Raw genomic sequence first — 13,770 nt, forward strand, 5'->3', positions numbered from 1 at the left:
TTCAATTCACAACTAATTATTTTTCTTCCTCCTAACCAACCAACGCACTACCAACAGCACAATAATAATCACGATAAATAGTGGCCATAAGTACAACAATCCTAAAAAGAACACCGAAACGCCGTTCCAGCCGCCTTGTAAGGCGTTTTTAATTTTTTGTCCGTAGGAAACGGTGACGCCGCTTTTAGCGGTGTATTTGTAAAATTCTAAATTAATTGTGCTAACGGAAACTCGGTTTTGCAAATATTTCAACCGGCCTTCTTTGGCCTCGATCTCTTCGCGGATGTTAGAGAGCTCGCGTTCAATTTCGAGCATTTCCTTGACGTTTTTTGCTTTGGAAAGTAGTTCTAAATAGCGGTTTTCGAGCTTGCGTTTGGCTTTTAAGCGCGCTTGCAAATCGACAAACTCTTCGGTTACGTCTTGCCGTGAAATGTCTCGTTGATCGAAATACTCCACCCCTTCGGAAACCGAATTGATAAACGCTTGAAAGTTTTTAGTCGGTACACGAATCGTCATATTTTTATAGATACGATTGTAACTTTTCCCAGAATTGTCATTGGCTACAAAGCCTTCATACTGTGATGTGAGTTGTAATATTCTTTTGTGGGTTTCTTCGGGTGAAGGTGTTTCAAAAGCTAGCCGAGCGGTTTTAATGATTTTCTGTTCTTGTTGAGGAGCAGGTGGCGGAGGTGGTGTTAGTTGTTGCGTGATGGGCACTTCTTCAGCAAATTCTTCACTTTCCACTATTTCAGATTCATAACTTGGCTGAGGACTTGTAGATACCGTATCGGCACTCCGATTTCCATCTGAACACGCTAAGGCAAACAAGAAAAAAAATAGGCTAATTGCTTTCATCTGTTAGTTTTTTAAGGAGCGAAACAACCGAAGCTTCAGCAGCTGTATAGGTTGGTTTTTCTCTTCCAAGATACAAAAACAACAGCGCAAATTTCTTGCCGCTTTTTTCCAGATGTGCTTCTTTGTTGATTCTGTAGGCTTCGCGAAGCTTTCTTTTTATGTGATTTCGGCTTACGGCCAGCTTAAAATTGCGCTTTGGCACGGCAAAAGTAGCTTGATTGGTTTCGGCATCTTCCATTTCAATAAAAAATACTTTTACTGGATATTTTTTATAAAATTTCCCTTCAGAAAAAAGCCGAGCGATCATTTTTCGGCTTTTTAGTTTTTCTTTTTTTGGGAATTTTTGGCTCATAGCGTAAAGATATAAAAAGACCTCACAAGTTTACTAAACTGTGAGGTCTGTTCTTTAAATGAGGTTTCAGAAAAAATTACTCTACGCCCCAGGTATTGTTTTCCAAATTGATATCGGCCATAAGGTTGGAAGCATCGATCTTCATGCTTTTTACTTTTTTGCCGTCCGTTATTTCAAATTGGTAGGTAGGGTAGGCCCACGCCCAATCTGGCAATACCCGGCGTTTCATATTTGGGTACGGATTCGGTTTTTCGGCACGCGCCATTTGCAACGGGATGTAGAAGTACTCTTCTGTTCCGTCTTCGTAGGTTACAAATAAATCGATGGGCATCGGCATTAAACCAATGCGCTCCAGTGTTATGGTTGTTGTGTTTCCAACAGATTCAACTCCTTTGATTCCGTAGTCAATCGTATTGGTGGTTTGGGCAAAGTCGGTTAAGTACCAATCCAGTTCAAAACCGGAAACTTTTTCGGCCACACGTATAAAATCGTTGGGTGTTGGGTGTTTAAAAGCCCAATCGTCAAAATACTTTTTAAGTGTTTTGTCCAAATTTTCTTTACCAATTACGTAACCTAATTGTGCCAAAAATACAGCGCCTTTGCTGTAGGCGTTAATGCCGTATGAACGGTTGGTAGCGTAGCGGTCTGCGTGGGTGGTTAGCGGTTGTTCTTGGCCGCTCAACGCCATAAACCGGTAGCCACGGTACGATCCGCTGAACGGATTGGGCTTTTGCTGGTCCATCACCTCATTCATGGCCGCTGCGGAAATATAACTCGTAAACCCTTCGTCCATCCATTCGTGCTTCGACTCGTTGGTGGCCAATAAAAACTGAAACCATGTGTGCGCCAATTCGTGAGCGGTAACGCCTACAAGACTTTCAAATTTGCGTTCGCCGGTAATGAGGGTGCTCATGGCATATTCCATACCGCCGTCGCCACCTTGAATTACCGAATATTGTTTATACGGATACTCCCCAATGTGCTTATTGAAATAGTTCATCAATTCGGCTGTTTTGGGCTGAAGGTTTTTCCAGTTTTCCTGTATTTCGGGATTGTTTTTATACAAAAAATGAAGCGTTACACCGTTGGGTCCTTCATATTTGTCGTGAATATAGTTATCATCTGCCGCCCAAGTAAAATCGTGTACTTTTGGGGCTTTAAAATGCCAAGTGTATTTCCCGTTAACAGGCTTCATGTTTTTCAACCCTTTTGGTCCATAGCCGTGCCCCACTTGTTCCGGGTTTTGCACATATCCGGTTCCGCCAAGGGTGTATGCGGCATCGATGGTTATTTTTACATCGTAATCGCCCCACACACTGTGAAACTCACGTCCTATATATGGATCGGCATGCCAGCCTTGAAAGTCGTATTCGGCTATTTTAGGGTACCATTGAGTCATGGACAAGGCAACTCCTTCAGCGCTGTTTCTGCCCGAACGACGAATTTGTACAGGCACCTGTGCATCCCATTCCATATTAAAAGTAGTGCTTTCGCCGGGTTGGATGGGTTTGTTCAGTTCTACTTCCAAAACGGTCCCCACCACTTCATAGTTAAGCGTTTGCCCGTCTTGAGTGAGCAGGGTTGGTTTAATGTAGCCAATTTCAGAAGGGGAAAGCTTTGAAATACGATCGCCCACACGGCTATCTGGGTCTGCTATGGTACGTGAACGCACGTCCATTTCGCTGCCCGGTTGAAAGGCATTGAAATATAAATGGTAAAAAACCCTATCCAGCACATCGGGGGAGTTATTGGTATAGACCAATTCCTGTTTCCCTTTGTATTGATAGTTTTCCACATCCATATCGATTTCCATTTTATAATCTACTTTCTGCTGCCAATAGCTTGTATTGTTTTGTGCTGCAACCGAAGCCACCATAAAAAAGATGAGGATGTTTCCGAAGAAATAATTCATAAGTGTAGTATTAGATTTTTTAAAAAAAGGGTGTGTCTGCCAATTATCCCTTTGTCAGCAGACAGGCGCAGTCGAGAACAATAAGGTTTCGACTGCGCTCAATTTGACATGGTCTATTTTAATCGCGACCGTTTATCTGCCAAGATCAAGGCATTGTACATATTTACCATTTTCCCCGATGTTGAAATGTTCCCAAAATTATCGGTGTTCGATGCATCGCCGCCCAGCACAACAGGACTTTTGGTAGTCAGACCGCTGTCCATGATTATCTGTTTTACTTCGTATGCCGAAAGATTTGGATAGTACGAGCGGATAGTCGCTGCCACCCCAGCCGCTTCAGGCGCGGCCATAGAGGTTCCTTGTAAATATTCGTAGTTGTTCAAAGGCGTGGTAGACCATATTTTTACGCCGGGCGCAAATACGTCCACGTTGCTTTTTCCGTAGTTAGAAAAAGTGGCCACCAATTCTCCGCCATAGGTAAAGTTAAGCGCGCCTACGGTCAACACGTTGTTTGCATACTCGGCGTCGGTTTTGGTCTGGTCGTTTGGATAGACTTCGGTGTCGTCGAGGTCAATGCCTTCATTACCAGCAGCATTTACGATCAACACATCTTTTGATGCGGCATATTTAATGGCGTCGCGAACCCATTCAGGATGGGTGCTGTAATATTTTCCGAAACTGGTGTTGATTACCTTTGCACCATTATCTGCGGCATAGCGAATGGCCAAAGCGATGTCTTTATCGTACTCGTCGCCATCTGGCACGGCACGGATTACCATAATCTCAACATTGTTGGCCACGCCGTCCACGCCAATACCATTATTACGCTCGCCTGCAATTATACCAGCTACGTGGGTTCCGTGCTTGGCATCTTCTTTTTTAGGGTCGGGACCATCTACATCGTTGTTGCCATAACCAATATCGGTAATATCGTCTGGGTTATCGCCCAACACGCCACGGAAATCTTTTTCAAGATTGAAATGGGTGTCCATTTTTCCACTGAAATAGTCAATACCGCTCTTTAAGCGATCTAAGGCTTCGGGTACTGTATCAAAATTTTGAAGGATCTGCGAAAGCATGCCAATTTGTTGCTGTTCGGTTTGTGTGGGGTTTTCAAGCCCCCTTAGGTCTTCGGCCGTGTAGTCTTCTTTACCCAGTTTTTTGGCCATAGCTTCGTGAGCCGGTTCCATTTGCCCATAAATTTGCTCGTACCGGGCTTTGTTGGCAACGGCTTCCTGTTTTTCTTTTTCAAATTCGGCTTTGGCTTTTTGGTACAAGGCGTACGACGGACGTTCGGCTGCACTGATGGAAGCTTCGCTCTTGCCTTCGAATTTTGGGCCAAATTTTCTAACGATACGAACATATTCCATGTTTTCGCCTACAATATCACCAAGGAAGTTCCACCCGTGGATATCGTCTATATAGCCATTGTTGTCATCGTCTATTCCGTTCCCGGCAATTTCATCTTCGTTGGTCCAGATTACGTTTTTAAGGTCTTCATGTTCAATATCGATCCCACTGTCTATAACACCAACAATAACGGTTTTTCCTTTTTTCCTTTTTGAAATGATTTCTTCATAAGCCTTGTCCACGCTCATCCCGGGGATGGTATCGGTAACCAGATCGGCCGCAGCCCAGTTTTTGTACTGCTCTTCGGTAAGCGGGGTTGTTTTTAAGGGTAAGGTGTCTATGTTTTCAATTGGTGTTGAAACAATTGGGGCCGTGCTGCTCCCGCAACTAGCCAACACTACTGCTGAAGCAGCAGCCATAAGGGATGTTTTTAAAATGTTCATGTGCTAAAAAAATTAATTAAATAGTTCGTTAAAAGTAAAAACCCGGTCTAAGCGTACGCCTTTTTCGGTGTGTTTTACGGTAATTATTTGGTTATGGGCGTCATGCTCCAAAAAAAGATAATAATTGTTATCTGCCGCTTCGTTTAAAAACTTCTCTTTTTCGGGCAGTGTCAACAACGGTCTTGTGTCATAGCCCATTACATACGGTAGTGGCAAATGGCCGGCCGTGGGTAATAAATCGGCCATAAAGACCAGTTTTTTTCCTTTGTAATCAATGTGCGGTATCATTTGTTTATCGGTATGGCCATCTACAAATAGCATACCGAAGTCCATTTCGTTGGGCTGGGCAAAATCCCCAGAAGGTTTATCCACAAAATGCAATTGACCGCTCTCTTCCATAGGGAGGATGTTTTCTTTTAAAAATGAAGCTTTTTCACGGGCGTTGGGGTGTACGGCCCACTCCCAATGGTCTTTGTTGCTCCAAAATTTGGCATTTTTAAATGCGGGCTCGTAGCCGGTCTGGTCTTTGTTCCATTGTATAGCGCCCCCACAATGGTCAAAATGAAGGTGGGTTAAAAAAACATCGGTAATGTCATCGCGGTGAAAACCGTGCTGTTTTAGCGATTTGTCTATGCTGTGGTCGCCCCAGCGGTAATAATAACCAAAAAACTTATCGCTTTGCTTATCGCCCATTCCGGTGTCGATGAGGGTTAGACGGTCGCCGTTTTCAACAAGCATGCAACGGGCAGCCATATCGATCATGTTATTACTGTCTGCGGGGTTGGTTCGGTTCCAAAGGGATTTTGGCACTACGCCGAACATAGCACCGCCATCCAGCTTAAAATTTCCAGATTCAATGGGGTACAACTTCATAAGTCACATTTAAAATGTGCAAAATACTAAAAGCGTTGCAGTCCCTTGGTGGCAGACTGAAATATTTGTACTATTTTTAACAAAAAGTTAGCTTTTGGAAAATTTCAAAACTACTTATTTTACAAAAAAAAGAAATATATGGTTGAATTGGCAGGGATTATCGTTTTAGGAATATTGGCACAATGGGTTGCCTGGAAGTTTAAAATCCCCGCCATTTTACCGTTAATACTCATCGGGCTGTTTGTAGGCCCTATTTCCACCTTGTTTTCTGAAGACGGCCAGCAATGGATACAGCCCATCTACAATGGCGAAAAAGGGCTGTTCCCCGGGGAAAACCTGTTTTATTTTGTTTCCTTGGCCATTGGTATCATCCTTTTTGAAGGCGGCTTAACCCTTAGGCGCGGTGAAATTACCAAAGTTGGCGGGGTTATAGGAAAACTCATCAGCTTAGGCTCTACTGTTACGTTTATTGGTGCCGGTGTGGCGGCCCACTATGTTTTTGGGCTCGATTGGCGTATGTCGTTTTTGTTTTCGGCTTTGATCATCGTTACCGGACCTACGGTGATCACTCCTATTTTACGCAACATCCCATTAAAAAAGCACGTTTCCGCAGTATTGAAATGGGAAGGTATTTTAATAGACCCTATTGGTGCCCTGGTAGCGGTTTTGGTGTTCGAGTTTATAAGCGTTGAAGGAGATGCCGGTTACACTAAACAGGCCTTGATTGAATTTGGTAAGATTATTTTGATTGGTTTTTCTTTTGGTATTACGGCAGGATACGCGCTTTATTTCACGATTAAAAAGAAATGGGTGCCACACTACCTCCTAAATGTGGTTTCGCTTTCCTTGGTTTTGATGATTTTTGTGCTCAGTGATCAATTTGCGCACGAATCTGGACTTTTGGCGGTGGTCGTGATGGGTATGTTTTTAGGAAACAGCGATTTGCCAAGTTTAAAAGAGCTGTTGTATTTTAAAGAATCCTTGAGTGTTTTATTGATATCCATCTTGTTCATCCTTTTGGCGGCCAATATTAGCTTAGAAGATTTATTGCTGGTGTACAATTGGAAAACCGCCATTTTACTCGGAATCATCATTTTTGTACTACGGCCACTTGCAGTTTTCTTGAGTACCACCGGGTCGAGCTTAAAGGTGAATGAAAAAATCTTCATCAGTTGGGTAGGGCCACGGGGTATCGTTGCTGCGGGTATTGCCTCGCTTTTTGGTACGAAGTTGGTAAACGAAGGGGTGCCTGGAGCCGAATACATTACCCCATTGGTTTTTGCAGTGGTATTGGTTACCGTACTGTTAAATGCAGCTTCCGCGCGGTTGGTTGCTTCGGCTGTGGGGGTTTTCTTAAAAACTTCGGAAGGGATTATGATTGTGGGCGCTTCAAAAGTTTCCAGATTGATTGGTACCTATCTACAAAAAAACAACCGTCACGTGGTCTTGGTCGATACCAACCGATTGAACATTGAAAAAGCAAAAGAATTAGGCCTTGAAGCCATAAACGCCAACATCTATTCCGACGACCTTACCGACAATATCGAACTGAACGACGTAGGTTATCTATTGGCCATGACGGGTAACGACGAGATCAATAAACAGGCCATTTCCCGTTACGGAGATACCTTTGGTGAGAATGGTTCATTTCGATTGATGAATTCTGAAGAACGGAAAGTTAAAAACACCCTTTCTTCAAGAGAATTGTTTTCTACCACTCACGATTATGTTCGCTTTACCGAAGTGGCGCGCGATTTTCCTTCCATACAAGAACTGCCCATTGAAACCCAATCCAAGTTTTTGAAACTGTTGGGCTATATTGAAGAAGAAGAAAATGCAGTTGCCCTGTTTTTAAAAGACGATAAAAACAACATAGAACTTATTGAAAACCCACAGGAAATGGAAATTTCCGAAGGCAGTCACCTCGTCTATCTTGGAAAACCAATCGATTTTGAAGACGTGATGAACGCCACCAAAGAAGAAGAGAATGAAATACAGAACCAGAAATCATAATAATACCGCTATGGTTCCGTTTTTTCAGTAAAGCTTCTTATTTATGGTAAAAAAATATTTCCTGAAATCGATTGTCCTGCTCACCGTGGCAGCACTTTTTTCGTGCGAGGACGATCCAGCCATTTCGTGCGTAACCTGCAACTCTCCCGAAACGACTGCTTTTGAAGTATGCCGCGACCAAAACGGAAATGCTACGGTAAATGGTGAAAATACCGACACCAATTATGATGTATATATCGCCGGCTTAGAAGAGTCTGGTGCTACTTGTGGCGGCGGTTAATCATTCAACTTGAGCACTGCCATAAAGGCTTCCTGCGGAATTTCAACATTGCCCACGGCACGCATACGCTTTTTACCCTTTTTCTGCTTTTCCAACAGCTTACGCTTCCGGGAGATATCGCCTCCATAACATTTTGCCGTCACATCTTTCCGAAGGGCTTTTACCGTTTCCCTGGAAATGATTTTAGAACCAATGGCCGCTTGAATTGGGATGTCAAACTGCTGCCTGGGGATCAATTCTTTTAATTTTTCGCACATACGCTTGCCTATATCGTAGGCATTGTCGCGGTGCAATAAAGCTGAAAGGGCATCGACGGTGTTCCCGTTTAACAGCACATCTACTTTTACTAAATGCGACTCGCGCATCCCTATTGGGGCATAATCGAAAGAGGCATAGCCCCTGGAAACAGTTTTTAGGCGGTCGTAAAAATCGAAGACGATTTCGGCCAAAGGCATATCAAATGTAAGCTCTACCCGTTCGGTGGTCAAATAGGTTTGGTTTACTATCTCCCCGCGTTTCTCGATACAGAGCGACATGACTGGGCCTACAAACTCGGCTTTGGTAATGATCGTGGCTTTTATAAACGGTTCTTCCACGCGATCTAAGGTGGAAGGCTCTGGAAGGTCCGATGGGTTGTTCACCAAAATCACCTCATCCGGTTCCTTATTGGTGTATGCGTGGTACGATACGTTGGGAACGGTCGTGATGACCGTCATATCAAACTCGCGTTCCAGGCGTTCTTGAATAATCTCAAGGTGCAACATTCCCAAAAACCCACAACGGAACCCAAAACCAAGCGCCGCCGAGCTTTCCGGCTGGAATACCAAGGAAGCATCGTTGAGCTGCAGTTTTTCCATGGACGTGCGCAGTTCTTCGTATTCTTCGGTGTCCACGGGATAGATTCCGGCAAAAACCATGGGTTTTACGTCTTCAAACCCTGCAATCATATTGGTGGTGGGGCTTTCGGCATCGGTTATGGTATCGCCCACCTTTACTTCGCGCGCATCTTTAATACCGGTGATCAAATACCCCACATCGCCGGTTTTAATTACTTGTTTTGGCAATTGTTTTAGCTTTAACGTACCCACTTCATTGGCATCGTAACTTTTTCCAGTAGCCATGAATTTTACGTGTTGCCCTTTCTTTATCTCGCCGTTCAATACCCTAAAGTAGGTTTCCACCCCACGAAAAGGATTGTAAACCGAATCGAAGATCAAGGCCTGCAAAGACTCGTCTGGGTTTCCTTTTGGTGCTGGAATTCGTTTAATGATGGCTTCTAAAATTTCGTCAATCCCCAAACCTGTTTTGGCACTGGCCGGGATTATTTCTTCTGGATCGCACCCTAAAAGATCGACAATGTCATCGGTAACTTCTTCTGGGTTTGCCGATGGAAGGTCTATTTTGTTGAGCACGGGGATGATTTCCAAATCGTTTTCCAATGCCAAATATAAGTTTGAAATGGTCTGTGCCTGAATGCTCTGCGCAGCATCGACCACCAACAAAGCACCTTCGCAAGCGGCAATGCTTCGGGAAACCTCATACGAGAAATCCACGTGGCCTGGGGTGTCGATAAGGTTCAAAGTATATTTTTCGCCTTCAAATTCGTAGTCCATTTGCACGGCATGGCTTTTAATGGTAATGCCGCGCTCCCGTTCCAGGTCCATGCTGTCCAATAACTGTTCTTGCTTTTCGCGAGCGGTCACCGTGGCTGTGGTATCCAATAAGCGGTCTGCCAAGGTGCTCTTACCGTGGTCAATATGGGCAATGATGCAAAAGTTGCGAATGTTCTTCATAGTGTTTTCTTCCGTAGCGAATGAACTGCAAATATAGCGTAAATTGAAAGGAAAGAAAGGGATATAAGTATTTCATCGAAAAAATTGTTTTGGTTTTTGTATTTTATAATAATATTAACATATTTGTAACAATCGCGTCTTAAATTGAAGCAAGCTTCATCTCCCCTTAAAACGCAGCGATAGATCGATATAACAACCCTAACAATCTACCTATGAAAGGACTGTATTTGCTATACGCCTTGCTTTTTGGTGTTGCCTCCCTTCAGGCTCAAGACTATTCACTTTCAGGAACTGTTGTTAATGCTGATGTAAAACCGCTTTCTTATGTAAATGTGCTTGTTTTTGAAGAAGAAGCTACTGAGCCTATTAAAGGAACGACCACCGGTGAAGACGGAACATTTGTACTGAACAACCTTGAAGCCAAAAAATATAAGCTCACATTCAGTTTTGTAGGATATGAAACAGTAGAAAAGCGGATTGCTGTTTCTTCCGAAAAAAACATGGGAAACATACTATTAACTGAAGCCACCGAAACCCTTGACGAAACGATAATCTCCGCAAAAAAGCCCACCATAGAAAAAACAGCCGGGAAACTGGTGTTCAATGTAGAAAACACCTCGCTTTCTGTGGGAAGCACTTTCGATTTGCTGAAAAAAACCCCTGGTGTAGTGGTGATTGACGACAATATCCAAGTTAAGTTTCAAACCCCTGAAATTTACATTAACAACAAGCGGGTGTATCTAAGCCCTTCTGAAGTGGTTTCCCTGCTCGAAAACACCGACGCCGCAAATATTAAATCGGTCGAGGTGATTACCAGTCCTTCGGCCAAATATGATGGTGCAACAGGGACAGTATTAAATATCAATACCTCAAAGGCAATTTCCATTGGGTACAAAGGTTCGGTTAATGGTTCGTATAAGCAAGGAACCTACCCTAAATATCGATTGGGTACCTCACATTTTTATAAAAACAACTGGATTAACTTTTACGGAAGCTATGGTTTTAACACACGTAAGAACCTTAAGGAAGATGATAATTTCACCCGTTTTTTTAATCCGGATGGCAGTACCAATTCTATTTGGAATTCAGATTTCAAAAAAATTACCCGTACCAACGCTCACCAAGCAAATTTAATTAGCGATTTCACCTTGGATGATAAACAGACCATTAGCCTCGCCGCTACGTTTTCTATAAACCCTAATGAAACGTACGATAATACTGGTTTTGCTGTAATACGTAACCCCCAAAAGGTTATCGACAGCACCTTTACTACCTTGAGTGACCGGAAAACAGATACCCATACCTTATCTATAACAGGTGATTATAAGGTACGGTTGAATGCTGAAAATTCTGATATAACGGTTTCTGCCAATTATACCGATTATAATAACGAGCGGCTGCAGAATGTGGGCACCACGTATCGTGATCCGGCAGGAAATTTACTGCGTGAAAACAGTTTTTTAACCGATGCCGACCAAACCACCACTATTTTTACCGGACAAGCAGATTTGACGCATTCTTTTTGGAAGGGAAGTCTGGAAGCTGGTGTAAAGTACAGTAATATAGACAGCAACAGCAAACTTGACTTTTTTGATACCGATATGGGCGGGATGCAGTTTAACGCTTCCTTATCAGACGACTTCAATTATCGTGAGAAAGTGTTTGCCGAATATATTAATTTTGACCAGGCGTTTGGCGATTTCAGCCTTGTTGTAGGGCTTCGGGGTGAATATACCGATGTGGAAGGCCAGTCAAGAACCTTGGGTGAAACCAATACGGACGATTATTTTAAACTGTTTCCCAGGGTTTTGGGCCAATACGATTTCAATGAAAAACACAGTGCCGGATTTTCGTACACCAAAAGTATTTCCCGGCCCCACTATCAAAACCTGAACCCGTTTAAGTATTTTATTAACGAGAACAATTTCAATGAAGGAAACCCGCGTTTGGTACCCGCCATTTCAGATAAAATCGCATTGAATTATTCTTATAATGGAGTTTGGTCTTTTGAAGCTTATTACGAAACCATCGATAACTCTTTGAGCGCTTTGACATTTCAGGATAATGAAAACAGAACGCTTAGAAATAGTGAGGCAAACCTGTTGCGCGATTTTCAGTATAGCCTTGATATTTCCTATACCCCAAGAAACTTGCCCAATTGGCTGTATCTTTATGTGGTTACTTCCACGTTTTATCTGGAAAACGAATTTTTGGCCGTAGAAAGCGTGCCACGGACCTATAAAAACCATACCGCTGGGTTTTATGGGTATGTGTATTCCAATTTTACACTTTCAAAAGATAGGTCTTTGACGGCGGATCTGTCTTCTTTGTATATTTCAAATGTAATCCAAGGCTCTTCAAGCTATAAAAATAAGTTTTTCCTTAACCTATCTGTCCGAAAATCATTTTGGGACAATGCTGCCAGTATAACTGTAGGGGTTGATGATATTTTCAATACCGCGTTAAACTTCCCTGTGGTGTCAAAATACTACAACCAAGACAATTATTATACGGCACAATCTGAAACCAGATTGTTTACGGTAGGGTTTAAATACAACTTCGGAAATGCGCGCTTAAGGGATAATAATCGCGCTACAACCACAAAAGAAGCGGCACGTATCAATTAAATAGAAACCGCACTTCTTTAACTCAAAATTGTTTACCAGACTATTTTACGTAATTTTGCAGTCAATAAAACCTTAAAATTTCGCAGAAAGCATGGTGTCATGCTGAGGGAAGATGAAAAGAGAACAATAAAAAAGAGATTCCTGCCGAAGTTTATCGAAAAGCAGAATTGAATAAAGAGACTCCCATTTGCACGGGAGATGAATATGGCAAAAATAGGAAACATAGACGTTGGCGATTTTCCGCTGTTGCTTGCACCCATGGAAGATGTGAGCGACCCGCCGTTTCGTGCCCTTTGCAAAGAGCAAGGTGCCGATGTGGTCTATACAGAATTTATCTCTTCAGAAGGATTGATTCGCGATGCGGCAAAAAGCGTGATGAAGCTGGATATTTATGAAAAAGAACGTCCCGTGGGCATTCAGATTTTTGGTGCCAATCTTGATTCCATGTTGCAAAGCGTGGAAATCGTGGAGGCCAGCGGCCCGGACATTATCGACATCAACTTTGGCTGCCCGGTAAAAAAAGTGGTGAGCAAAGGTGCAGGGGCCGGAATTTTAAAAGATATCGATTTAATGGTTTCCTTGACCGAAGCCATGGTAAAACACACCAAATTGCCGGTTACCGTAAAAACCCGCTTGGGTTGGGACGAGAACACCATTATGATTAAAGAAGTGGCCGAACGTTTGCAAGATGTAGGCTGCCAAGCCATTTCCATTCATGGCCGTACCCGTGCCCAGATGTATAAGGGGAATGCCGATTGGAAACCGATTGCTGAGGTTAAAAACAACCCACGCATGCACATCCCGGTTTTTGGCAATGGCGATGTGGATACTCCTGAAAGAGCTATGGAAATGCGTGATAAATATGGTTTGGACGGAGCTATGATAGGTCGTGCCAGTATTGGCTATCCGTGGTTTTTCAAAGAAGTGAAGCATTATTTTAAAACCGGCGAACACGCATTGCCGCCAACGATGGAAGAACGCGTAGAAGCCGCCCGCCGTCATTTGCAAATGGCTATTGATTGGAAAGGCGAAAAACTGGGCGTTTTTGAAACCCGCCGCCATTACACCAACTATTTTAAGGGCATCCCAGACTTTAAGCCCTACCGAATGAAAATGGTAACCAGCGATGACAGTGCCGATGTTTTTGCCGCTTTTGATGAGGTGTTGCAAAAATTTGGGGATCATCAGTTTGTATAGTCCCCTAACCGCTAAGTCCTCCCCAACCCCTCCAAAGGAGGGGCTCAGGTCTAAAAATATTCCTTGAAAGCTTAA

General features: G+C 43.2%; 10 protein-coding genes. 4 read left to right on the forward strand and 6 right to left on the reverse strand.

The window, feature by feature from the left end; translation table 11 throughout:
- Window positions 1–12 precede the first annotated feature (12 nt).
- From DDV96_RS07150 to DDV96_RS07170, 5 genes are all read right to left on the reverse strand, one after another.
- Complete coding sequence (locus DDV96_RS07150; protein WP_116694078.1) at window positions 13–855, reverse strand: DUF4349 domain-containing protein; 843 nt, start codon at window positions 853–855, stop codon at window positions 13–15.
- Window positions 842–1,207 (reverse strand): ribonuclease P protein component, encoded by a 366-nt coding sequence (locus tag DDV96_RS07155; protein WP_116694079.1) that lies wholly within the window; start codon window positions 1,205–1,207, stop codon window positions 842–844. Before DDV96_RS07155 ends, DDV96_RS07150 begins: the two co-directional genes overlap by 14 nt.
- 76 nt (window positions 1,208–1,283) lie before the next feature.
- The gene (locus DDV96_RS07160) at window positions 1,284–3,119 is read right to left on the reverse strand and encodes a M1 family metallopeptidase (protein WP_116694080.1); all 1,836 of its coding nucleotides are present in this window, start codon (window positions 3,117–3,119) and stop codon (window positions 1,284–1,286) included.
- A gap of 113 nt (window positions 3,120–3,232) precedes the next feature.
- Window positions 3,233–4,912: a S8 family peptidase gene (locus DDV96_RS07165; protein WP_116694081.1), complete on the reverse strand. Its 1,680-nt coding sequence runs from the start codon at window positions 4,910–4,912 to the stop codon at window positions 3,233–3,235.
- Between the two features lie 12 nt (window positions 4,913–4,924).
- Window positions 4,925–5,785 carry an MBL fold metallo-hydrolase gene (locus DDV96_RS07170; RefSeq protein ID WP_116694082.1) on the reverse strand — a complete coding sequence of 287 codons (861 nt, stop codon included), beginning with the start codon at window positions 5,783–5,785 and terminating at the stop codon, window positions 4,925–4,927.
- 138 nt (window positions 5,786–5,923) lie between these two features.
- On the opposite strand from DDV96_RS07170, the gene DDV96_RS07175 reads away from it, so the two are divergent.
- Both DDV96_RS07175 and DDV96_RS07180 read left to right on the forward strand, forming a co-directional pair.
- A complete protein-coding gene (locus DDV96_RS07175; protein ID WP_116694083.1) occupies window positions 5,924–7,798 on the forward strand; it encodes a cation:proton antiporter in 1,875 nt (624 codons plus the stop codon).
- Window positions 7,799–7,841: 43 nt separating this feature from the next.
- Complete coding sequence (locus tag DDV96_RS07180; protein WP_116694084.1) at window positions 7,842–8,078, forward strand: hypothetical protein; 237 nt, start codon at window positions 7,842–7,844, stop codon at window positions 8,076–8,078.
- On the opposite strand, the gene lepA is transcribed toward DDV96_RS07180, so the two are convergent.
- A complete protein-coding gene (gene lepA, locus DDV96_RS07185) occupies window positions 8,075–9,871 on the reverse strand; it encodes a translation elongation factor 4 (protein ID WP_116694085.1) in 1,797 nt (598 codons plus the stop codon). The two genes, DDV96_RS07180 and lepA, sit on opposite strands and share 4 nt — an antisense overlap.
- A 212-nt stretch (window positions 9,872–10,083) precedes the next feature.
- On the opposite strand from lepA, the gene DDV96_RS07190 reads away from it, so the two are divergent.
- Both DDV96_RS07190 and dusB read left to right on the forward strand, forming a co-directional pair.
- Complete coding sequence (locus tag DDV96_RS07190) at window positions 10,084–12,498, forward strand: outer membrane beta-barrel family protein (RefSeq protein WP_116694086.1); 2,415 nt, start codon at window positions 10,084–10,086, stop codon at window positions 12,496–12,498.
- 204 nt (window positions 12,499–12,702) lie between these two features.
- A complete protein-coding gene (gene dusB, locus DDV96_RS07195; RefSeq protein WP_116694264.1) occupies window positions 12,703–13,695 on the forward strand; it encodes a tRNA dihydrouridine synthase DusB in 993 nt (330 codons plus the stop codon).
- Window positions 13,696–13,770: the final 75 nt, after the last annotated feature.

The organism is Marixanthomonas spongiae, assembly GCF_003095375.1.
GTDB lineage: Bacteria > Bacteroidota > Bacteroidia > Flavobacteriales > Flavobacteriaceae > Marixanthomonas > Marixanthomonas spongiae.